Genomic DNA, 21036 nt, shown 5'->3' with positions numbered 1-21036 from the left:
GGTCCGCCGTGCGACTGGCAACACTCCTCACGCGCAGTTGTAGAAATACCGCCTATTTGACCGCTAAGAGCCTGAGCTTTGGCCGAATTTCCGGAACAGCTTGGTGCGGTCAAAGGCCTGTTCCAGTTCATCTGTGCGCTCTTTCACCGAATCCCAAAGCCGTTCCTGCACTTCGGCGATGACGCATTCCATAAGCGTGAGGATCGAGGCCATCGAGTCCCAGGCCGAGGGTACCGCGATACGCGCTGCAAATGTGTGCTTGGCCAACCTGTGAATGGGTGAGCGCCACTGATCTGTGAGCAAAACGACCTCGGCGGCGCGTTCATGACACAACTGGCCGATCAGAAGGGTGGCGTTCTCATAGCGACGGACGTCCAGCGCGATCAGCACGTCATCCTTGCGCACGTCCAGCAAGTCATGCGTCCACGAGGCCGCGACAGGCAGCAGGCGCACATCGGGGCGGATCATCTGCAAGTGCAGGTAAAGATACTGCGCCAATGTGCCGGTAATGCGCCCGCCGGTGATGAATATCCGTCGGTTCGGATCGCATAAGAGGCTGCAAAAACTGTCAAACTCCTCGGGGTCCACCTCGTCAATCGTACGTTTCTGGTTCGCGAGCGTTTGTTGTGAGTACCGGTTCAGGATGTGTTCTTCCGGCAGATCACTTTTCCACACATCGCGTTTGGCGATCGGGTTCGAGATCATCTCTTTGACCTCGCTTCGCAGTGCGGCCTGAAACTGGGGATACCCGTCAAAGCCGGTTTTCTGCAGCATTCTGGCCACCGTCGTAGTCGAAACCGACGCAGCACTTGCCAGTTCGGTGATGCTGCCCAACCCGGCCATCGGGTAGTCGTCCAGCAGAACGCTGACCAACTGTCGCTCGGATGGGGTCATCTTGTCCCGATGGGCCAACAACCTGTCCGTCACCCGCACTGCATGCTCCTCCGCATTATGTTCAGGTCGCAGTGTGAATAATTTTTCATCAAGATCAAGAGTGGTGGAAATTTTTCAGGAAAATTATTGACAGGTGCTTGAGGAGTGTGGAAATTTTTCCACAACGCGTCACAGTTGGAATCGCAGGACAGCAGGGTGGATTTCGGAACAGTCGTTCATACGGAAAAAGCAGGCGGCGCGCCGTCGGTTGTGCTGGTTTGCGAGCACGCGTCGAACCGAATCCCCGCGGCTCTTGGTGATATGGGGCTGAGCGATGCCGCGCGAAACAGCCATATCGCATGGGATCCGGGTGCGCTGGCGGTGGCAAGGCTGATGGCTGCGCGATTGGCAGCGCCTTTAGTTTACGGCGGGGTTTCGCGGCTGGTCTACGATTGCAACCGTCCGCCGAACTCGGCGGGGGCGATGCCCATTCGTAGTGAAAATTGTGACATTCCGGCCAACGCCGCGATGTCGCCGGAACAGCGTCAGGCACGGATTGACCATGTGTATGAGCCGTTCCGGTCTGCCGTGTCCACACAGATCGACGCCCATCGCAGCTCGCTGGAGTTGATGGTGACGGTTCACAGTTTCACGCCTGTGTATCTGGGTCAGAAAAGACAGGTTGAGCTTGGCATTTTACACGGCGCGGATGATCGTTTCGCGCGCGCCATGATGGCGGGCTATTCGGCCGACAACCCCTATGTGACGCGCCTGAATGAGCCGTACTCTGCCGCAGATGGGGTCGCCCATACGCTGGACGCGCAAGCCCTGCCTAATGGGTTGCTGAATGTGATGGTCGAGATCAGGAATGACCTGATCCAGTCGCCTGAACAGCAGCGCAAAGCCAGTGATTGTCTTGTCCCCTGGATCACCCGCACACTGGCGGATTTCGATGAGAGGGCAGCAGGGTGATCCGAGCCATGAGCGCATATGTTCGGATTGTCGATGCCGTCAACTACCGGATCGGACGGGTCATGATGTGGGGCCTGTTCGTGATGATGGGCATCCTGCTGTGGTCCTCGATTTCCAAGACGTTTTTTCTTCCATCGCTGTGGACGCTGGAAATGGCGCAGTTTGCGATGGTGACCTATTACATCATGGGCGGGCCGTATTCGATCCAACTGGGATCGAACGTGCGGATGGACCTGTTCTATCACAATTGGAGCCACAAGAAGAAAGCGTGGTTCGATGCCTTCACGGTCCTGTTGCTGATCTTGTATCTCGGCGTGCTGTTTTACGGCGGCTTGGGGTCTACCGCTTATAGCCTTGGGTATTGGGGCGACGCTCCGGTCTCGTATTTCACAGGGTTGCTGACCGGCAGTGAAGAGATCGGCCGATTAGAGCGTTCCTCGACCGCGTGGCGTCCTTACATCTGGCCGATCAAGGCAATAATGGTGTTCGGCTTTTTCCTGATGCTGCTTCAGGCAATCTCGGAATTTTTCAAAGACATAGCCCGGATCAACGGGCAGGATATCGAGGTTCGTCGGGCATGAGCCAGGAATACATCGCCATTTTCATGTTCGCGTCGATGATGCTGATGCTGTTCACAGGTCAGCGGGTCTTTGGCGCGATCGGGGCGGTCGCCACAGTTGCGGCTCTGGCCTTGTGGGGGACCGGCGGGCAGGACATCACGTTCTCGGCTGCGATGAAGCTGATGAAGTGGTACCCGCTGCTGACGCTGCCGATGTTCATCTTCATGGGCTACGTGCTGTCGGAAAGCCGCCTGGCTGATGACCTCTATCGGATGTTCCATGTCTGGATGGGGCCGGTGAATGGCGGGCTGGCGATCGGGACGATTGGCCTGATGGTCCTGGTCTCGGCCATGAACGGCCTGAGCGTGGCTGGAATGGCCATCGGCGCGACCATTGCGCTGCCGGAACTGCTGCGACGCGGATATGACAAAACGATGGTGACCGGGGTCATTCAAGCCGGGTCCAGTCTGGGCATTCTGGTGCCGCCTTCGGTGGTTTTGGTCCTATACGCGATGATTGCAAGGCAACCGGTCGGACAATTGTGGCTGGCCGGGATTTTGCCGGGCCTCATGATGGCGGGTCTTTTCATCCTCTACATTTGGATTCGCTGCCGCATCCAGCCGCATCTAGGGCCGGCGATGGAGGACGCGCATGAGGTGCCGATGGCCGAGAAAATCCGGCTGCTGGGGGCAGGGGCTCTGCCGCTGATCATTTTTGCCGCGATGATGGTGCCATTTGTGAATGGCTGGACTTCGCTGGTGGAAAGCTCGGCCATCGGGGCACTGACCGCGCTGGTCGTCTCGGTTTTGAAACGCCGTATGACGTGGAAGATTTTCGAGGACTGCACCAAGCAGACGCTGGCGATTTCGTGCATGTTCATGTGGATCATCCTCGCCGCACTTGGTTTTGGTGCTGTCTTCGATGGATTGGGCGCTGTCAAAGCCATCGAGAACCTGTTCACCGATCAACTGGGTCTGTCGCCGTGGATGATCCTGATCCTGATGCAACTCAGCTTTATCGTCATGGGCACGTTCCTGGACGACACGGCGATGCTGGTCATTGTGGCGCCCTTGTACGTGCCGCTGGTCGGCGCGCTGGGATTTGACCTGATCTGGTATGGGGTGCTCTATACGATCACCACCCAGATCGCCTATATGACGCCGCCCTTTGGCTATAACCTGTTCCTGATGCGCGCCATGGCCCCGCCCGAGATCACGCTGCGGGACATCTACCGTTCGATCTTCCCGTTTGTGGCGGTGATGGTTCTGGCGCTGACGATCATCATGATCTTCCCGGAAATTGCCCTTTGGCTGCCTGGCTATGTTTATGGAAATTAACAAGAATGCCCGCAAAAGAGGCACGAAAAACTTCAACGGAGAGGAAATGTCATGACAACAAGACGTAAGTTTCTAAAAACCGCAGGTGTGGGCGTCGCTGCCGCGCCTTTGGCGACGCCTGCATTGGCCCAGAGCACGATTACCTGGCGGATGCAGACCTATGCGGGTCCTGCTCTGGCGGCCCATGTCATCGATCCGGCGATCGAGATGTTCAACAAGATCGCTGGCGACCGGATGCAGATCGAACTGTTCTATGCCGACCAGTTGGTTCCAACGGGCGAGCTGTTCCGTGCCATGCAGAAAGGCACCATTGATGCGGTGCAGTCGGATGACGACTCGATGGCCTCGCCAACGGAAGTGACCGTGTTCGGCGGTTACTTCCCGTTTGCATCGCGCTATTCGCTGGACGTTCCGGTGCTGTTCAACCAGTGGGGTCTGAATGAGATCTGGGACGAGGAATACTCAAAAGTCGGGGTCAAACATATCAGCGCCGGCGCTTGGGATCCTTGCCACTTTGCCACGAAAGACCCGATCAATTCGTTGGAAGATATGAAGGGCAAGCGCATCTTTACCTTCCCGACGGCGGGCCGGTTCCTGTCGCAGTTCGGCGTGGTGCCCGTCACCCTGCCATGGGAAGACATCGAAGTCGCAGTGCAAACCGGCGAACTGGACGGCATCGCCTGGTCGGGCATCACAGAAGACTACACCGTTGGCTGGGCCGATGTGACCAACTATTTCCTGACCAACAACGTGTCAGGTGCCTGGGCGGGTCACTTCTTTGCCAACATGGATCGTTGGAACGAGCTGCCTGAAGATCTGCAGACCCTGTTCAAGGTCTGCTGTGACCAGTCGCATTACTACCGCCAGTGGTGGTATTGGGGCGGCGAGGCCAACCTGCGCGTCAACGGCACAAAAATGCAGCTGACAACAATCCCGGACGAAGAATGGGCTACCGTCGAAGAGGCGGCGGTTAAATTCTGGGATGAAATCGCGGCCGAGTCCGAGACCAAAGCGAAAGTTGTCGACATCTTCAAGCGCTATAATGCCGAGATGCTCAAGGCCGGACGGCCTTATCGCTACGGTTAATGCAACAGGACCGGCCTGTCACATGGCGGGCCGGTCGCCACCACAGCAAGAATTTTCGTCGAAAATTCTCTCACGTCTCAGAGGTTTCGCATGCTGACACTCGAGCATCTTAAGACACAGGTCTCCGCTGGAGAAATCGACACAGTGCTTGTCTGCATGGTGGACATGCAAGGGCGTTTGATGGGCAAGCGGTTCCACGCCGGGCATTTTGTGGCCGGTGCTTGGGAAGAGACTCATTGCTGCAACTACCTGCTGGCCACCGATCTTGAGATGGGCACACCCGACGGTTACGCGGCGACGAGCTGGGAGCGCGGCTATGGCGACTACGTGATGAAGCCAGACCTTAACACGTTGCGCCCTGTGCCGTGGCTGGAGGGCACCGCCATGGTGATGTGCGACGTGCTGGATCATCACACGCATGAGGAAGTACCGCATGCGCCGCGGTCCATTTTGAAAAAGCAGGTGAACCGGCTGAAGGCGATGGGCTATGACGCCATGTGCGCCACCGAGTTGGAGTTTTTCCTATTCGAGAAGAGCTTTGACCAGATCCGTAAGGAAGGTTTCCGCGCCCTAGAGCCGATCTCGGGCTATAACGAAGACTATCACATCCTTCAGACCACCAAGGAAGAGCATGTGATGCGCCCGATCCGTAACCATCTGTGGGACGCGGGGATTCCGGTTGAAAATACCAAAGGTGAAGCCGAGACCGGACAGGAAGAGCTGAACATCAAATACGCGCCTGCGATGGACACGGCCGAGTATCATTCGATTGCCAAGAACGCGGTGAAAGAGATCGCCTGGCAGCACGGCCACGCAGCGACCTTCCTGCCGAAATGGCATCATGACAAGGTGGGCAGCTCGTCCCATGTGCATCAATCGTTGTGGTCGGACGGGGTGCCGATCTTTTTCGACGAAAAAGATCCGCTCGGGATGTCTGATGTCATGAAGAACTACATGGCGGGTTTGCTGAAATACGCCGCTGATTACACTTATTTCATGGCCCCCTATATCAACAGCTACAAGCGGTTCATGAAGGGCACCTTTGCGCCGACGCGGATCATCTGGTCGGTAGATAATCGCACGGCGGGGTTCCGTCTGTGCGGCGAAGGCACCAAGGCCGTGCGTGTGGAGTGCCGGATTCCAGGCTCGGACATGAACCCGTATCTGGCGATGGCAGGGATGCTGGCCGCTGGGATTGCCGGAATCGAGGAAGCGCTGGAATTGCGGCCTCCGACACAGGGAGACGTCTATCAGGGCGATACGGGCATGATCCCCGGCAACTTGCGTGCGGCGCGGGATGCGTTGCATGGGTCGGCCATGTTGCGCGCGGCCATGGGGGATGAGGTGGTCGATCACTATGCCCGTGCGGCGGAAGTCGAGATCGAAGAGTTTGAGCGTGTGGTGACCGATTGGGAAATTGCCCGCGGGTTTGAGCGGGCTTAGGGAGTTGGCTGGGGGCTCTGCCCCCAGACCCCCGGGATATTTTTGGCCAGATGAAGCAGGGATCCTGTTTCTTTCGGATATGGAGTGGACATGGGGCAGATGTTGAAATGTGTCTCGCCGATTGATGGTTCGGTTTACGCAGAACGTGAAGTGCTGTCATCTGAGGCGGCATTCGAGGCCGCCGCGCGGGCGCGTGCGGCGCAGGCGGATTGGGCCGCGCGTTCAATACAGGAGCGGACCCGCCGTGTGATGGCCGGCGTGGCCGCAGTGGGTGCGATGAATGATGAGATCGTGCCTGAGCTTGCGCACATGATGGGTCGCCCGGTGCGGTATGGCGGTGAATTTGGTGGGTTCAATGAGCGCGCCAGCCACATGGCAGAGATTGCCTCAGATGCTCTTGCCGATATCGCCGTGGGTGAGGATGAGACCTTCAAACGCTATATCAAGCGTATCCCGCATGGGGTCGTGTTTGTTGTGGCGCCGTGGAACTATCCCTATATGACGGCGATCAACACGGTGGCACCTGCGCTGATTGCGGGCAATGCGGTGGTGCTGAAACACGCCACGCAGACCTTGCTGGTGGGTGAACGTATGACGCGGGCCTTCCATGCGGCGGGAGTGCCCGTGGACGTGTTCCAGAATATGTTCCTCAGCCACGATGTGACCAATGATCTGATCGCGGGCAAGGCGTTTGATTTCGTGAACTTCACCGGCTCGGTCGGGGGCGGGCAGGCGATGGAACGCGCGGCGGCGGGAACCTTTACCGGTGTTGGCACCGAGTTGGGCGGCAAGGATCCAGGCTATGTCATGGACGACGCGGATCTGGATGCAGCGGTCGATACGCTGATCGACGGGGCCATGTTCAACTCGGGCCAGTGCTGCTGCGGGATCGAGCGGATTTACGTGCATGAAAGCCTCTATGACGCCTTCGTTGCCAAGGCGGTTGACGTTGTGAAGAGCTACAAGCTGGGCAACCCGCTGGAGGCCGCGACGACAATTGGCCCGATGGCCAATATCCGCTTTGCCGATGAGGTGCGCGCGCAGATTGCCGAGGCAGTCGCGGCGGGTGCCGTTGCCCATATCGAAACCTTCGCCGAGGATGATGGCGGTGCCTATCTGACCCCGCAGATCCTGACCAATGTCACCCATGAGATGCGTGTGATGCAGGATGAGAGCTTTGGTCCGGTGGTGGGCATCATGAAAGTCTCGTCCGACGAAGAAGCCATTGCGCTGATGAATGACAGTGAGTTTGGCCTGACCGCCAGCCTCTGGACCCGCGATGTGGATCGTGCGGCACGGGTTGGTGACCAGATCGAAACCGGCACTGTGTTTATGAACCGTGCTGATTATTTGGACCCGGGCCTGTGCTGGACCGGCTGCAAGAATACCGGGCGCGGAGGCGGATTGTCGGTCATCGGCTATCACAACCTCACACGCCCCAAATCCTACCATCTGAAAAAGGTGACATCATGAGCCTTGTTGGAAACTGGTCTTACCCGACCGCGATCAAGTTCGGCGCTGGCCGGATCAAGGAACTGCCCGAGGCTTGCGCAGCCGCTGGGATGAAGCGCCCTCTGCTGGTGACCGACAAAGGGTTGGCCGATCTGCCGATCACCACGGCCACGCTGGATATCCTCGATGCCGCAGGGCTGGGCCGTGGTCTGTTCAGCGACGTGGACCCGAACCCCAACGAAAAGAACCTTAAGGCCGGGGTTGCCGCCTATAATGCAGGCGGCCATGACGGGGTGATTGCGTTCGGCGGCGGCTCGGGCCTGGATCTTGGCAAGATGGTTGCCTTCATGTGCGGCCAGACACGACCCGTGTGGGATTTTGAGGATATCGGCGACTGGTGGACACGCGCCGATGCTGACACCATCGCGCCGATCATCGCCGTGCCGACCACCGCCGGGACGGGGTCCGAGGTGGGGCGCGCCAGCGTTATCACCAACTCGGAAACGCACGCCAAGAAGATCATCTTCCACCCCAAAGTTCTGCCCACGGTCGTGATCTGCGACCCCGAACTGACGGTCGGTATGCCTAAGTTCATCACCGCAGGCACCGGTCTGGATGCGTTCGCCCATTGTGTTGAGGCGTTCAGCAGCCCGCATTACCACCCCATGTCCCAGGGCATCGCGCTGGAGGGGATGCGGCTGGTCAAGGACTACCTGCCGCGCGCCTATGCTGATGGCACCGACATCGAAGCCCGCGCCCAGATGATGAGCGCGGCGGCGATGGGGGCGACAGCGTTCCAAAAGGGCCTCGGCGCGATCCACGCGATGAGCCACCCGATTGGAGCGGTGTTCAACACCCATCACGGCACCACCAATGCGGTCTGTATGCCCGCTGTTCTGGATTTCAACGCCACTGCCATCGCCGACCGGTTCCAACAGGCCGCAGCCTATCTGGGCATCAAAGGCGGCTTTGACGGCTTCCGCGCCTTCGTGCAGGAGTTCAACGACGCGCTGGGCATTCCGCGCAAACTCTCCGATCTGGGCGTGACCGAAGCGTCGATCTCTGAGCTGGTCAAAGGCGCGATCATCGACCCGTCCTGCGGCGGCAACCCGATTGAGCTAACCGAAGACAATCTGACCGCGCTGTTCAAAGCCGCGCTTTAACAGGCTTGCGGACCCGCTCCCTCACCTCGCATACTGTGCTGAGGTGAGGGAGATTTTCATGACAAAAGAGATTGTTCTGATCCACGGGGCCTTTGCCGGTCCGTGGTGTATGGAAGACTACGCGGGCTTCTTTCGTGCGCGCGGCTGGACTGTTCACGCCCCCGCGCTGCGCTATCATGGCGGAGACCCCAAGGCCGAGCCCGATCCAGGCCTGACCGACACCAGCGTCATGGATTACGCCGATGACATCGCCGCGTTTGTGCAAGGGCTGAACAGCAAGCCAGTGCTGCTGGGCCATGCCATTGCGGGGGTGGTGGCGCAGCAGGTGGCGTCTCGCGGGCTGGCCAGTGCGATTGTCCTGATCAATCCGAACGCGGCTTGGGGGACGTTGCCCGAAACCGACGACGAACGCGCGGTGCCGCGCGCGTTGATGGAGGGCGGGGCGTTCTGGAAACAGCCCATGCGCGTCGATTTCGACTTGATGGCCCCCTTTGCGCTGAACAAAATGCCCGAGGCGCAGCAGCATGCGGTGTTCGACCAGCTTGGCCCGGAAAGCGGGCGGGTGATGTTCGAGATGTTCTTTTGGATGTTCGATGACAACCACGCGATGAAGGTGGATATCGACAAGGTCGACTGCCCGGTTTTGATAGTGTCAGGCACCGAGGACCGGGCCGTGAACCCCAACACCTGCCGCGCGCTGGCGAAACTCTACGGAGACCGCGCGACTTTCTTACCCGTAAAAAACCACGCGCATTTTCTGTTTATGGAACCCGACTGGGAAACCCCCGCCAGGCAGATCGCGGACTGGTTGGGTGACAAGGTGGGCTAGAACGCCCACCGTCTTACCGGCTGGTCTGGAAGCTGCTTTGCGGTTTCCAGCGCAGCTGACCATCCTCGCCCCGCGCGCAACGCAGCAGGTGTTCCTCGCGCGTGTTGACGGTTGAGGTCACGGTGTTGTCGCCGAACAGCACCACAAAGGCGTCCTCGGAATAGGCCATGCCTTCGTAATAACAAAACCGCGTCTCGGCCCCATCCGGAATGGGCGATGCGGTGCTGAGCATCTGCTGCGCAGAGGCTGCCGAGGCCATCAGGGTCAGGGTCAGCCCAAGGGTTAGTGTTTTCATTTCGTCCTCCCGTTCGGAAACTGTGTTCGTTGGAATAGGGGCTTACGTGTTGGATAGCGTAAGTGTGAACGGGATCAACGGGTTAAGCAAGGGGGTTGCGGTGCGCAGGGCAGAAGCCCGGCCTACGGGTGGGGAGATGTCGAGCAATACCCATCCAATGCTTGATGCTTTGTGTCAAGCACACGTCCGATCCGCCCCCATGGGCGGGCGCGTTCCGTTCCTATTTTGCTTGGATGGGGTAACATAGGTGTTAAAACTGAGGTCTGTGATGGACACAAGTGAATGCGTAGACATCAATTTCAATCTTGAGGTGTAACTTGCTGGAGTACGAACATAGATTTCAAGTTGGACTAAAGTACGAAGGTGCAATGTCCGACCAGCATCACATTAGCCTTTATGACCTATCGAGAGCTCTTTATGGATTTGAGCGATGCCTAGCATTGACTACGCATTTGGTCCTGAATGATGAGGTAATAACGCAGGCTACTGCGTTAAAAGGTGCTGATATTCTTGCGAAGCCACCTGAAGAGGGAAGCTTCTCGATAATGGCGGTCGTTGGGTTGACGGCTGCTGGGTTGTATAAGCTTGGTACTTTGAAGAAGGACAACCCCCTAGGGCACTTGGTTTATTCAACTTATGATTACCTAGTGCATTCTGTGACGGGACAACCCGTTGATTATGACAAGTCAATTCGTGAAATCTACGAAAAGGGAAAGATCGAAGAGACACTTGGTTTAAAGATGCCCGGCAAAAACCGGTTGAATTCTCTTGCCGAAAAAATTGAACCGCCACTTACAAGTATGCACAGACCCTTTCTTAAGTCTGGAACAGCAGAAAAAGCGAGTGTCCGACTTCTGTCTGCGGCCCCTAAACAAGACGAAGAAATCAAGCTGAACCACAATACTTTCGCGGGTATGAAGTATCGGAGTAGATTAGATCAAATTGAGAAGATTAAGGCAAAGATATCAGTATTTAATCCGAATACATTCAATGGTCGCTTGTTTGTTGATGAACAAGAAAGAACCATTCCTTTTTATTTGACACCAGCAGGGAGAAGCCCATCGGCTTTCAAGCTTATTGGTGAAAGCTATTCTAAGAATCTGAACGATAGGACCGATACTTCAGCCTTTTTGGAGTTTGATGTCTTGCCAACAAAATCTAAACTAGGACGCACAACGAAATACTCCGTTGTTAAAGTTGGGCCGACTACGGACTTTGACGTGATCGACAATCATGACCTGCTAATTGAAGATAGGTAAGATTATGGCGCTCTAGTTATCGAAATATGAGAACTAAACATCCAACTCCTCAACAAACCGAGCGTTCTCCTGAATGTATTGGAACCGCAGTTCGGGTTTTTTGCCCATCAGGCGCTCGACGAGGTCTCCGGTTTCGCCGGGTTCATCCTCATCAATCGTGACGCGGATCAGTTTGCGGGATGCCGGGTCCATCGTGGTCTCTTTCAGGTCCTTGGCGTCCATCTCACCCAGACCTTTGAAGCGTGAGACGTCGATCTTGCCTTTGCCGCCCAGACCTTTTTCCAGCCATTCGTCGCGCTCGGCCTCGTCCAGACAATAGACGCGCTTGGCGCCTTGAGTCAGGCGGTAGAGGGGCGGGCAGGCCAGGTACAGGTGTCCCGCGTCGATCATTGGGCGCATCTGAGTGAAGAAAAACGTCATCAGCAGCGAGGCAATATGCGCCCCGTCCACGTCCGCGTCGGTCATGATGATGATCTTGTCATAGCGCAGGTCGTCGACGTTGAACTTGGTGCCGAGGCCCACACCCAGCGCTTGGGTCAGGTCGTTGATCTCGGCATTGGTGCCCAGTTTCGAACTGGCCGCGCCCAGCACGTTCAGAATCTTGCCGCGCAGGGGCAGCAGGGCTTGCGTCTTGCGGTCGCGGCCCATTTTGGCGGAACCGCCTGCCGAGTCGCCCTCGACAATGAATAACTCGGTGCCGTCGCGTGTTGAACTAGAACAGTCCACCAGCTTGCCGGGAAGTCGAAGTTTCTTAGTGGCGGACTTGCGTTGTGTTTCCTTCTCGGCCCGTCGGCGCAGACGTTCCTCGGCCCTTAGGATGAGGAAATCCAGTATCGCACCGGCGGATTTGGTGTCGGCGGCGAGCCAGTTGTCGAAATGGTCGCGGACGGAGTTTTCAACCAGCCGTTGCGCTTCGACCGTGGCGAGGCGGTCCTTGGTCTGGCCGACGAATTCTGGTTCAGAGATAAAGCATGACACTAGCGCGCAACCGCCGGTGATCAGGTCGTCGCGGGTGATCTGACCGGCTTTCTTGTTATTGATCAACTCGCCGTAGGCCTTGATGCCTTTGAGGACGGCGGCCCAGAACCCGGCGACATGTGTGCCGCCTTCGGGCGTAGGAACGGTGTTGCAGTAGGACTGAATGAACCCGTCGCGTGAGGGCGTCCAGTTGATCGCCCATTCGACCTTGCCCGGGGTGCCGAATTTTTCCTGAAAGTCCACGGTGCCTGCAAAAGGCTGCTCGGCATAAGTGGAGGAGCCGTTCATCGTCTCCTTCAGATAGTCCGACAGGCCACCAGGGAAGTGAAAGGTGGCCTCGGTTGGGGTTTCGCCATCGTCGATATGGGATTTCCAGCGAATCTCGACGCCCGAAAACAGGTAGGCCTTGGAGCGGATGGATTTGAACAGGCGCGCCGGTTTGAACTTGTGATGGCCGAAGATTTCGGCATCGGCGTGGAAGGTGACCGTTGTGCCGCGCCGATTGGGGGCCGCACCGATCTTTTCCACCGGGCCCAAAGGGACGCCGCGCGAGAAGCGCTGTTCGAACAGGGTCTTGTCGCGGGCCACTTGCACGACCATGGAATCGGATAGCGCGTTGACCACGGACGCGCCCACGCCGTGCAGACCGCCCGAGGTCTGGTAGGCTTTGCCCGAGAACTTGCCGCCCGCGTGCAGGGTGCACAGGATGACCTCCAGCGCGGATTTGTCGGGGAATTTGGGATGCGGATCAATCGGAATGCCGCGCCCGTTGTCGCGCACGGTCAGGGCGTAATCTGCGTGCAGTTCGACCTCGATCCGGTTGGCGTGGCCTGCGACCGCTTCGTCCATCGAGTTGTCGAGGATTTCGGCCACCATATGGTGCAGCGCGCGTTCATCGGTGCCGCCGATATACATGCCGGGGCGTTTGCGGACCGGTTCCAGACCTTCCAACACCTCGATCGAGGAGGCGTCATAGGCGGTCGTGTTTTCGGGCGTCAAAAGATCGTCGGGCATGGGCGCTGCTCTTGTTTTTGAGTTTACCCCATTATGGCAGGTGATGTGGTCCGGGGGAAGAGGGCCCCGAGGTGTTGTGTGCTTGGAACAGCACATTACACGCCTGTCACAGCTTCAATTCGTAATACTGGATCAGATGGTCAAGGTAGGGCGTTTCCTGATGGTATGGAGGACGCCGCTTGAACCCGAGCTTTTCATAAAGCGATTGCGCTTCGATCAATTGGAGGCCGGTGTCGAGCCGAATTGTGTGGTGTCCGTCCTCTTGGGCCTGTTTGATCAGCGCTTGCGTCAGGGTTTTTCCCGCCCCCATGCCGCGCGCTTGGGGGGTCACAAAAACGCGTTGGATTTCGGCGATGCCCGGCTCCAGTTCGCGCATCATGCCGCAACCAACGGGGTTTGACCCGTGACGCGCGATCAGCAGGTCTCCTTTCGGGCGCGCGTGGATCTTGGCAAACTGGCTGACAAGACTGTCAATTTTCGCAGGGTCATATTTTCGAGCAATGTTCTTGCGCTCTTCGGGGGTGCGTTCGAACAAAAAGTTGATGTAGCCAAGAAACAGATCGGCAACCGTTTCAAAATCGACGGGGAATTCTGCGCGCGAAATGACGATCATGTGGAAAACTCCGGTTGAAATGGCGCTCAGGGTAGCCTCTCAAAGTTCGAAAGTCACGAAGCGCTGCAGGTGATTTGCCCTCGAAGCCTGGACCTTTCACCTCTAGGCTGGGTGCGAGTTTGAAAAATCGGTAAGGACCCCTGCGATATGAGTTGGATCAGAACAATTCCATTCGACGACGCCACAGGCAAGCTGAAGAAGTTGTACGAACGGGTCACAGGACCGAACAACAACGTGGACAACATCATGATGGTGCATTCGCTGCGACCGCATTCGATGGAAGGTCACATGGCAATCTACAAGAACGTTCTGCATCACACCGCCAATCAGGTGCCAAAATGGTTTCTTGAGGTGTTGGGTGTATGGGTAAGTTCATTGAACCAGTGCGCGTATTGCGTCGAGCATCATTTCAGTGGCTTGCAGCGGCTTTTGGGGGATCCGGCAAAAGGCGATGCGATCCGTGCCGCGATTGAGGCGGAACATCCCGGTGATGCGCCGCTGAGTCCGCCGCAGATTGCGGCCATGAACTATGCACGGAAGTTGACCAAGGCTCCGGCGGATTTGGTCGAGCGGGATGTGGAAGACCTGCGGCAGGCAGGTTGGGATGATGGCGAGATTCTTGAGATCAATCAGGTATGTTCGTATTTCGCCTATGCCAATCGAACAGTCTTGGGGTTGGGGTGTTCAACCAAAGGAGATGTCTTGGGTCTGTCGCCGAACAACTCGGACAATCCCGACGATTGGGGGCATCGCTAGCGGACGAAGGGCTCAGCCTTTCGCGCTCTCGATTGTAGATGTGACAAGGCTAAGGCGTCACGTTCGCCAGTTGAGGATAGCATGGGCGACGGCATCTGGCTTTTGATGGTGCAGCCAGTGGTCAGTGCCGGGGATGTCGATGCGGTTGAGATTTGGGGCAAATTCTTCGAGCCCTTGGGTGGTTTCCGGTAGCAGGGCGCGATCTTCTGGTCCCCAAAGCAGAAGGTGTGGGCAGATAACCCGAAGGCGCTCGACCGGAAGAGAGGGCAGATCGGTTCGGGCTTTGCCGGGTTCGGCGACGACCAGAGGCGAGGCGCGATACCAATTCAACATCGCGTCCAACCTTCCGGGGCGGGCCCACTCATGGCGATAGTCTTCCATGCGTGCATCCGTAAGCCAGTCCAGCCCCATACCGTGACGAAAGAACCGCTCCAGCAGGGCAAAATTGTCGGCCGAGAACCGTTCGGCCGCGTCCGGTGCCCGCAACTGGGTGATGTATTGTGAAGCCTCTGACTGAGCGCCTCCTGCGGCCATAGCGCGCTGAAACGGTGCAGGGTGGACGCCATTGGCGATGATCAACCGGTCGACCTGTGCGGGGTAGAACATAGCAAGCCCGTAGGCCACGGACGCGCCCCAGTCGTGGCCGAGGACGGTCACAGGGCCACCGATGTGATCGATCAGCGCGCTCATGTCTGCAACCAGTTTGGACAGAACATAATTCTGAACACCTTCAGGTGCCCAGCTTTGGCCATAGCCGCGCTGGTCTGGAGCTATGCAGTGATACGTTTCGGACAAATGCGGTGCCAGATCGCCCCATGCGCCGCCATATTCGGGAAAACCGTGCAACATCAGCAGTGGCGGTCTCGAAGAATCTCCCCAGCGACGGACGAAAAACTGCTGGTCATTCAATGTAACAAAGTCGCTTTCCATCGGACGCCCTTTCATGTGTGTTTTGGGTTGTTCGAGGTCAGTATTTCACTGCAATTTGATGCTGATCAAAGCAGAAATCCTGATATTTTGCTAGCGCTTAGCCAGACAGTGAACAATTGGAGAAACTGAATGGCTGCGATTGCACAAACCGAAGAGAAATCACCCCAGATCGAAGTTTTGCCCGAAATCAAAACCGAGCCCGCGTTGCCAAGCCCGGACAAGATTCGGCACGCATTTGAAAGCGGCAAGTATCCTTATGGCCGCAAAATGGCGCGGGGCGTCTATGAACGGCAAAAGGCCCAGTTGCAGGCCGAATTGTTGAAGGTTCAACTTTGGGCGCAGGAAACGGGTCAGCGGTTTGTTCTTTTGTTCGAGGGCCGGGATGCGGCTGGCAAAGGCGGTACGATCAAGCGGTTCATGGAGCACCTGAACCCACGTCAGGCCCGCGTCGTGGCTTTGAACAAACCCACATGGGAAGAAAAGGGGCAGTGGTACTACCAGCGCTATGTCCAGCAATTGCCGACCGTTGGCGAAATGGTGTTCTACGACCGCTCTTGGTACAACCGCGCGGGCGTTGAGCGCGTTATGGGGTTCTGCACACCCAACGAATATCTGGAGTTCATGCGGCAGACGCCCGAGTTGGAGCGAATGCTGGTTCGCTCGGGTATACAGCTTTATAAATACTGGTTCTCGGTTACGCAGGAAGAACAGCAGCGCCGGTTCAAAAGCCGCGAAACAGACCCGCTGAAGCAGTGGAAGCTGTCGCCGATCGATAAGGCCAGCCTTAGTAAATGGGACGACTATACCGAGGCGAAAGAGGCGATGTTCTTTTACACAGATACCGCAGATGCGCCCTGGACCATCGTCAAGTCCAACGACAAGAAACGCGCGCGTCTGAATTGTATGCGGCACTTCCTGTCGACGCTGGATTATCCGGACAAGGATCACTCGGTCGTGGGTGAGCCCGACCCGCTGATTGTCGGGCAGGCGCATCATGTCATTCACCGGTCCGAGCACATTCTGGGCACGTCGCTGCATCCTGATGGCAAGGTGTCATAGTCGGCGCGGCAGATTGATCGCCGCCGCCTTCGGTTGGGCGGCGGGAATTCAAGTCTCAAGCTGAAATTTTGTGCATCCCCACTTGTCTCAGGCGCGGGCCGCGCCTAAGGCTGGCGGGATGAGCAATCCGATGACATATCGTGGCCACGCCAAGGCCATCGCTGTGCTGGGCCTGCCTTTGATCGGCGGGCATCTGGCGCAGTTTGCCATCGGGTTGACCGACACGATCATGTTGGGATGGTACGGGGTCGAAGCACTTGCGGCCGTGACGTTGGCCAATAGCTACTACTTTGTTCTGTTCCTCTTCGGGGCCGGGTTCGGCTGGGCCGTCATGCCGATGGTCGCTACGGCTGCGGCTGAGGAAGATGAGACCAGTATTCGCCGCTCGACCCGTATGGGGTTGTGGTTGTCACTGCTTTATGCGGGGCTGATGATGCCGCTGCTCTGGTGGTCGTACCCAATTCTGATTGCGTTGAAGCAAGAACCGGAAGTCGCTGAAACCGCTTCCAAATATCTGCGCGTGGCCGGGTGGGGCCTGTTCCCCGCGCTGTTCGTCATGGTACTGAAATCGTATTTGGCTGCATTGGAGCGCACGCAGATCGTTCTGTGGATCACCGTGACTGCCGCGGTCGTAAATGCTGTCACCAACTATGCGTTGATCTTTGGCAATTGGGGCGCGCCGGAACTGGGTGTGATCGGTGCCGCCATCGCATCAGTCGTTACGCAGATGGTGTCCTTGGTGGCAGTAGTCGCTTATGCGGTACGGGCCTTGCCCGAGCACAGCCTGTTCCAACGCTTTTGGCGACCGGATTGGGAGATGTTTGCCAGCGTTTTGCGACTGGGCGTTCCCATTGGCCTGACCACATTGGCCGAGGTGTCGCTGTTCGCCACCTCCGCTATCATGATGGGGTGGCTGGGGCAGGTGCCGCTGGCCGCGCACGGGATCGCGCTGAACCTGGCTTCAGCCACGTTCATGGTGCATTTGGGACTGTCCAACGCTGCTACGATCCGAGCGGGCAATGCGCTGGGCCGCCGGGATCGGGCACATCTGGAAAAAGGGGCGATCGTAGTGACGGCCATGTCGCTGATCATGTCGCTTCTGACGATCATCCTGTTCCTGACCTGCGCCGAACCGCTGATCTCGTTGTTCATGGAGTCTGACGATCCTCTACGTCCCGAGATTCTTTTGATCGGCAGCGGCTTGTTGGCAATGGCAGCTCTGTTCCAACTGGTGGACGGGGCTCAGGTGATCGCCTTGGGTTTGCTGCGCGGATTGCAGGACGCCAAGATTCCGATGGTGATGGCAGCGCTCAGTTATTGGGCCGTGGGTATCCCGGCCTCTTATTACTTTGGTTTCATTCAGGGCATGGATGGCATCGGCGTTTGGCTGGGCCTCGTGCTTGGGCTTGCCTGCGCCGGGGTCTTGCTGATGGCGCGGTTCTGGATGCGGTCTGTGCGGACCGTTGGCGTGGCCGCCGAATAGCGCCTAGTCGCTCAGACGATCCGATTTCTTGCGCACCAGAACCGAGCGCAGATCGTGCATTGCCATCAGCAGCCGGTCAGTGACGTCCTCAAGCTGCTCGTCCGTCGCCTTGGACTGCGCCCATTGCGTCGTCAGGTTCAGGTGGTCGACTGTGCGGTGGATGTCATCGATATCCCGGCGGGCCAGAAGGGCGGTGCGTTCATTCATCCAGCGCGCAATTTCCGCCTGATCCGCGTCGGTCAATTCCCGTTGCCCCTGAGGCTTCACCTCACCGTTGCGGATGTTGACGACAGCGATTTGCTCCATCTCGATCCGGCGGTGGCGGTTTTCAGTGTCGATCCTGAAAACCACCGCGCCGTTTTCGCGGATACGGAAGTAGTAGTCGGGCAGAAGTTCGGACATCGGACCCCCGGGGTTACGTGAGCGCAGCGCAGAAGTTCTGGATGCGCGTGCAGGCTTCGTTCAGCGCTTCATCCGAGGTCGCATAGCTGACCCGGAAGTTCGGAGACAAACCAAACGCCGCACCAAAGACGACGGCAACATCTGCTTCTTCCAGCAATGCTGTCGCGAACGCCTGATCCGAGTCGATCAGAGTACCTGCTGGCGTGGTCTTACCGATCAAACCGGCGATGGACGGATAGACATAGAACGCCCCCTCGGGCACCGGGCAGGTGATGCCGTCAATGGCGTTCAGCATCTCAACCACCAGATCGCGACGGCGTTTGAAGGTCACGTTGTTCGGAGCCAGAAACTCCTGCGTTCCGTTCAGCGCCTCAATCGCAGCCCATTGGCTGATTGAGCAAGGGTTCGAGGTCGACTGCGACTGGATTTTTCGCATTGCGGCAATGATCTCAACCGGGCCTGCCGCGTAGCCGATGCGCCACCCGGTCATCGCATAGGCTTTGGAGACCCCGTTGCAAGTCAGGGTGCGGTCATACAGTCCAGGCTCAACTTCGGCCGGGGTGCAGAACTGGAACCCGTCATAGGCCAGATGTTCATACATGTCATCGGACATGATCCAAACATGCGGATGGCGCATCAGAACGTCAGTCAAGGCCTTCAACTCGTCACGGCTGTACCCCGCGCCGGTCGGGTTGGATGGCGAGTTGAAGATGAACCACTTGGTCTTTGGCGTGATCGCAGCCTCAAGCTGTGCGGCGGTGAGCTTGAACGCATTCTCAAGCGTCGTCTCGACAACCACCGGCGTCCCGCCTGCCAGCAAAACCATATCCGGGTAGCTGACCCAGTAGGGCGCGGGAATGATAACTTCGTCGCCTTCGTTCATGGTGGCCATCAGCGCGTTGTAAAGCGTCTGCTTGCCACCGGTCCCGACCGAGATCTGGGCCGGCGTGTAATCCAGCCCGTGATCGCGTTTCATCTTGGCGCAGGCGGCTTGCTTGAGTTCAGGAATCCCATCCGGTGCCGTGTACTTGGTTTTACCCGCCGCGATTGCCGCTACGGCCGCATCCTTGATGTTCTGTGGCGTATCGAAATCCGGCTCGCCCGCGCTGAGGCCGATGACGTCACGTCCTGCGGCCTTCAATTCGGCGGCTTTGGCCGTCATTGCGATTGTGGGTGATGGTTTTACGCGAGAGAGTGTCGCAGACAGGAAACTCATGACCGGCCTCGGTTTGTATGATCAACCTGTCTGTCATAGGGTGCGCCCGAATGACGATCAAGCAATATGAAGAATGGATTTTGGAGACCCCGATGGACGACGACAAAGACTGGTACGGGCCGGACGCGGCCACCTTCGGGGACCGGCTGGCAGGCGCGCGTGAGGCGGCGGGAATGACCCAGTCGCAGATTGCGCGACGGCTTGGGGTCAAGAAGGCGACCATTGCGGCTTGGGAAAACGATCTTTCCGAACCACGGGCCAATCGATTGTCGATGCTGGCCGGGATGGTGAACGTCTCGATCATGTGGCTGCTGACCGGCGAGGGCGAAGGTATGGATGCGCCTGTCGATGTAGATGACAGCAATCTGGACCTCGCCGGGGCCGTTGCCGAGCTTCGCGCAATCCGTGGCGAGATGCGGGCGAGCGCCGAACGCGCTGCCCGGCTTGAGAAAAAGTTGCGCCTTATGCTGGAGCAGTCGCAGTGAACGAACCACGTGACACCCGTATCAAGCGCATGAAAATGCGCTCGATGCGGCGTGGGATCAAAGAAATGGACCTGATCCTTTCCGCCTATGCCGAGCGCAATCTGGCCGGGATGGATGACGCGGGTCTGAACCTTTATGATGCGATGCTGCACGAGAATGATCAGGACCTCTATCAATGGGTCACTGGGCAGGTGCCGCCGCCCCAGCAATTCGCCAAATTGATCGCGGATATTGCTCAAACCTTTCAAAAATAAGGTATAATTCTGCTTAACTGATTTTTCGGAAATTCACGTCATCGTGCTGAAAACGGCGCGAGTGAATCGGAGGATCGGATGAGTATGGAAATGCAGGTCTCTGCGCAGGAGACCAGGGGCTTCATGACCAGTTACCTTGAAGCGTTGGCACTGGTTGAGCGTTTGCACAGACTATTGCTGGACGTCATCAAGGATGAGTTCGAGCGGGTCGGTATTCTGGAAATCAACGCTGTACAGGCGTTGTTGCTGTTCAATATCGGCGACCATGAAGTTACGGCGGGCGAATTGAAAAGCCGAGGTTACTATCAGGGCAGCAACGTCAGCTACAACCTCAAGAAGCTGGTCGAGATGGGCTATATGCACCATCAACGCTGCGAGATTGATCGCCGTTCAGTGCGGGTGCGGCTGACACCGCAGGGTCGGGAGATTCGGGATATCGTGTCGAAACTTTTTGCACGTCATGCGGAAGGGCTACAGGGGCGCGGTGTTTTGGGTATTGAAGGGATCGAGGACATCACCGGGTCACTGAAACGGGTCGAGCGGTATTGGACAGATCAGATCCGCTACATTTATTGAC

Annotated in this window: 22 protein-coding genes; 15 read left to right on the top strand and 7 right to left on the bottom strand. The window is 57.6% G+C overall.

Annotated elements, in window-relative coordinates; genetic code table 11:
• Positions 1-63 precede the first annotated feature (63 nt).
• Positions 64-933 carry a MurR/RpiR family transcriptional regulator gene (locus tag ACR0CR_RS02860; protein WP_480596552.1) on the bottom strand — a complete coding sequence of 290 codons (870 nt, stop codon included), beginning with the start codon at positions 931-933 and terminating at the stop codon, positions 64-66.
• Between the two features lie 156 nt (positions 934-1089).
• Between ACR0CR_RS02860 and ACR0CR_RS02855 the strand changes: the two genes are divergently transcribed.
• The 8 genes from ACR0CR_RS02855 to ACR0CR_RS02820 all read left to right on the top strand — a co-directional run bounded on the left by ACR0CR_RS02855 (position 1090) and on the right by ACR0CR_RS02820 (position 9715).
• A complete protein-coding gene (locus ACR0CR_RS02855; protein ID WP_480596550.1) occupies positions 1090-1845 on the top strand; it encodes an N-formylglutamate amidohydrolase in 756 nt (251 codons plus the stop codon).
• Between the two features lie 8 nt (positions 1846-1853).
• Positions 1854-2426: a TRAP transporter small permease subunit gene (locus ACR0CR_RS02850; protein WP_480596548.1), complete on the top strand. Its 573-nt coding sequence runs from the start codon at positions 1854-1856 to the stop codon at positions 2424-2426.
• Positions 2423-3742 carry a TRAP transporter large permease gene (locus tag ACR0CR_RS02845; RefSeq protein ID WP_480596546.1) on the top strand — a complete coding sequence of 440 codons (1320 nt, stop codon included), beginning with the start codon at positions 2423-2425 and terminating at the stop codon, positions 3740-3742. Before ACR0CR_RS02850 ends, ACR0CR_RS02845 begins: the two co-directional genes overlap by 4 nt.
• Before the next feature lie 51 nt (positions 3743-3793).
• On the top strand, positions 3794-4828 hold the full coding sequence (locus ACR0CR_RS02840) for a TRAP transporter substrate-binding protein (protein ID WP_480596545.1): 1035 nt from the start codon (positions 3794-3796) through the stop codon (positions 4826-4828).
• Between the two features lie 90 nt (positions 4829-4918).
• Positions 4919-6271, top strand: a complete 1353-nt coding sequence (locus ACR0CR_RS02835) for a glutamine synthetase family protein (RefSeq protein WP_480596543.1) — start codon at positions 4919-4921, stop codon at positions 6269-6271.
• Between the two features lie 90 nt (positions 6272-6361).
• A complete protein-coding gene (locus tag ACR0CR_RS02830) occupies positions 6362-7744 on the top strand; it encodes an aldehyde dehydrogenase family protein (RefSeq protein WP_480596541.1) in 1383 nt (460 codons plus the stop codon).
• Entirely contained in the window at positions 7741-8886 is a 1146-nt protein-coding gene (locus tag ACR0CR_RS02825; protein ID WP_480596539.1) for an iron-containing alcohol dehydrogenase, read from the top strand. Before ACR0CR_RS02830 ends, ACR0CR_RS02825 begins: the two co-directional genes overlap by 4 nt.
• A gap of 58 nt (positions 8887-8944) precedes the next feature.
• A complete protein-coding gene (locus ACR0CR_RS02820; protein ID WP_480596537.1) occupies positions 8945-9715 on the top strand; it encodes an alpha/beta hydrolase in 771 nt (256 codons plus the stop codon).
• Between the two features lie 13 nt (positions 9716-9728).
• Here ACR0CR_RS02820 and ACR0CR_RS02815 read toward each other — a convergent pair whose 3' ends face one another.
• Positions 9729-10010: a DUF1496 domain-containing protein gene (locus ACR0CR_RS02815; RefSeq protein ID WP_480596535.1), complete on the bottom strand. Its 282-nt coding sequence runs from the start codon at positions 10008-10010 to the stop codon at positions 9729-9731.
• 305 nt (positions 10011-10315) lie between these two features.
• Here ACR0CR_RS02815 and ACR0CR_RS02810 point away from each other — a divergent pair, with 305 nt between their 5' ends.
• A complete protein-coding gene (locus ACR0CR_RS02810; RefSeq protein WP_480596533.1) occupies positions 10316-11269 on the top strand; it encodes a DUF7946 domain-containing protein in 954 nt (317 codons plus the stop codon).
• 33 nt (positions 11270-11302) lie between these two features.
• Here the strand turns inward: ACR0CR_RS02810 and parE are convergent, their stop codons facing one another.
• On the bottom strand, positions 11303-13261 hold the full coding sequence (gene parE / locus ACR0CR_RS02805; protein WP_480596531.1) for a DNA topoisomerase IV subunit B: 1959 nt from the start codon (positions 13259-13261) through the stop codon (positions 11303-11305).
• 106 nt (positions 13262-13367) lie between these two features.
• Positions 13368-13874, bottom strand: coding sequence for a GNAT family N-acetyltransferase (locus ACR0CR_RS02800; RefSeq protein WP_480596530.1), 507 nt, complete (start codon positions 13872-13874; stop codon positions 13368-13370).
• A gap of 147 nt (positions 13875-14021) precedes the next feature.
• Between ACR0CR_RS02800 and ACR0CR_RS02795 the strand changes: the two genes are divergently transcribed.
• A complete protein-coding gene (locus ACR0CR_RS02795) occupies positions 14022-14630 on the top strand; it encodes a peroxidase-related enzyme (RefSeq protein WP_480596528.1) in 609 nt (202 codons plus the stop codon).
• 57 nt (positions 14631-14687) lie between these two features.
• Here the strand turns inward: ACR0CR_RS02795 and ACR0CR_RS02790 are convergent, their stop codons facing one another.
• Positions 14688-15560, bottom strand: a complete 873-nt coding sequence (locus ACR0CR_RS02790; RefSeq protein ID WP_480596526.1) for an alpha/beta fold hydrolase — start codon at positions 15558-15560, stop codon at positions 14688-14690.
• A 129-nt stretch (positions 15561-15689) separates the two neighbouring features.
• On the opposite strand from ACR0CR_RS02790, the gene ppk2 reads away from it, so the two are divergent.
• Entirely contained in the window at positions 15690-16619 is a 930-nt protein-coding gene (ppk2, locus tag ACR0CR_RS02785) for a polyphosphate kinase 2 (RefSeq protein WP_480596524.1), read from the top strand.
• Positions 16620-16749: 130 nt separating this feature from the next.
• Complete coding sequence (locus ACR0CR_RS02780; protein WP_480596523.1) at positions 16750-18102, top strand: MATE family efflux transporter; 1353 nt, start codon at positions 16750-16752, stop codon at positions 18100-18102.
• A 3-nt stretch (positions 18103-18105) separates the two neighbouring features.
• Here ACR0CR_RS02780 and ACR0CR_RS02775 read toward each other — a convergent pair whose 3' ends face one another.
• Both ACR0CR_RS02775 and ACR0CR_RS02770 read right to left on the bottom strand, forming a co-directional pair.
• Entirely contained in the window at positions 18106-18504 is a 399-nt protein-coding gene (locus ACR0CR_RS02775; RefSeq protein WP_480596521.1) for a hypothetical protein, read from the bottom strand.
• Between the two features lie 13 nt (positions 18505-18517).
• Positions 18518-19720: a pyridoxal phosphate-dependent aminotransferase gene (locus tag ACR0CR_RS02770; RefSeq protein WP_480596519.1), complete on the bottom strand. Its 1203-nt coding sequence runs from the start codon at positions 19718-19720 to the stop codon at positions 18518-18520.
• A gap of 92 nt (positions 19721-19812) precedes the next feature.
• On the opposite strand from ACR0CR_RS02770, the gene ACR0CR_RS02765 reads away from it, so the two are divergent.
• The 3 genes from ACR0CR_RS02765 (at position 19813) to ACR0CR_RS02755 (ending at position 21035) form a co-directional block, all read left to right on the top strand.
• The gene (locus ACR0CR_RS02765) at positions 19813-20205 is read left to right on the top strand and encodes a helix-turn-helix domain-containing protein (protein WP_480597513.1); all 393 of its coding nucleotides are present in this window, start codon (positions 19813-19815) and stop codon (positions 20203-20205) included.
• Positions 20202-20459 carry a succinate dehydrogenase assembly factor 2 gene (locus tag ACR0CR_RS02760; RefSeq protein ID WP_480596517.1) on the top strand — a complete coding sequence of 86 codons (258 nt, stop codon included), beginning with the start codon at positions 20202-20204 and terminating at the stop codon, positions 20457-20459. Before ACR0CR_RS02765 ends, ACR0CR_RS02760 begins: the two co-directional genes overlap by 4 nt.
• Before the next feature lie 78 nt (positions 20460-20537).
• Positions 20538-21035 (top strand): MarR family winged helix-turn-helix transcriptional regulator, encoded by a 498-nt coding sequence (locus tag ACR0CR_RS02755; RefSeq protein ID WP_480596515.1) that lies wholly within the window; start codon positions 20538-20540, stop codon positions 21033-21035.
• Position 21036 lies beyond the last annotated feature (1 nt).

It is taken from the genome of Ruegeria sp. AM2, from assembly GCF_056540685.1.
The sequence above is the reverse complement of the archived record's forward strand: the minus strand, read 5'-3'. Positions and strand labels throughout refer to the sequence as shown.

Excerpts from the sequence above, each read along its gene's own strand:
- ACR0CR_RS02850 (WP_480596548.1), top strand. The coding sequence starts at position 1,854 with ATGAGCGCATATGTTCGGATTGTCGATGCCGTCAACTACCGGATCGGA.
- ACR0CR_RS02845 (WP_480596546.1), top strand. The coding sequence starts at position 2,423 with ATGAGCCAGGAATACATCGCCATTTTCATGTTCGCGTCGATGATGCTG.
- ACR0CR_RS02840 (WP_480596545.1), top strand. The coding sequence starts at position 3,794 with ATGACAACAAGACGTAAGTTTCTAAAAACCGCAGGTGTGGGCGTCGCT.
- ACR0CR_RS02835 (WP_480596543.1), top strand. The coding sequence starts at position 4,919 with ATGCTGACACTCGAGCATCTTAAGACACAGGTCTCCGCTGGAGAAATC.
- ACR0CR_RS02830 (WP_480596541.1), top strand. The coding sequence starts at position 6,362 with ATGGGGCAGATGTTGAAATGTGTCTCGCCGATTGATGGTTCGGTTTAC.
- ACR0CR_RS02825 (WP_480596539.1), top strand. The coding sequence starts at position 7,741 with ATGAGCCTTGTTGGAAACTGGTCTTACCCGACCGCGATCAAGTTCGGC.
- ACR0CR_RS02820 (WP_480596537.1), top strand. The coding sequence starts at position 8,945 with ATGACAAAAGAGATTGTTCTGATCCACGGGGCCTTTGCCGGTCCGTGG.
- ACR0CR_RS02815 (WP_480596535.1), bottom strand. The coding sequence starts at position 10,010 with ATGAAAACACTAACCCTTGGGCTGACCCTGACCCTGATGGCCTCGGCA.
- parE (WP_480596531.1), bottom strand. The coding sequence starts at position 13,261 with ATGCCCGACGATCTTTTGACGCCCGAAAACACGACCGCCTATGACGCC.
- ACR0CR_RS02800 (WP_480596530.1), bottom strand. The coding sequence starts at position 13,874 with ATGATCGTCATTTCGCGCGCAGAATTCCCCGTCGATTTTGAAACGGTT.
- ACR0CR_RS02795 (WP_480596528.1), top strand. The coding sequence starts at position 14,022 with ATGAGTTGGATCAGAACAATTCCATTCGACGACGCCACAGGCAAGCTG.
- ACR0CR_RS02790 (WP_480596526.1), bottom strand. The coding sequence starts at position 15,560 with ATGGAAAGCGACTTTGTTACATTGAATGACCAGCAGTTTTTCGTCCGT.
- ppk2 (WP_480596524.1), top strand. The coding sequence starts at position 15,690 with ATGGCTGCGATTGCACAAACCGAAGAGAAATCACCCCAGATCGAAGTT.
- ACR0CR_RS02780 (WP_480596523.1), top strand. The coding sequence starts at position 16,750 with ATGACATATCGTGGCCACGCCAAGGCCATCGCTGTGCTGGGCCTGCCT.
- ACR0CR_RS02775 (WP_480596521.1), bottom strand. The coding sequence starts at position 18,504 with ATGTCCGAACTTCTGCCCGACTACTACTTCCGTATCCGCGAAAACGGC.
- ACR0CR_RS02770 (WP_480596519.1), bottom strand. The coding sequence starts at position 19,720 with ATGAGTTTCCTGTCTGCGACACTCTCTCGCGTAAAACCATCACCCACA.
- ACR0CR_RS02765 (WP_480597513.1), top strand. The coding sequence starts at position 19,813 with ATGGACGACGACAAAGACTGGTACGGGCCGGACGCGGCCACCTTCGGG.
- ACR0CR_RS02755 (WP_480596515.1), top strand. The coding sequence starts at position 20,538 with ATGAGTATGGAAATGCAGGTCTCTGCGCAGGAGACCAGGGGCTTCATG.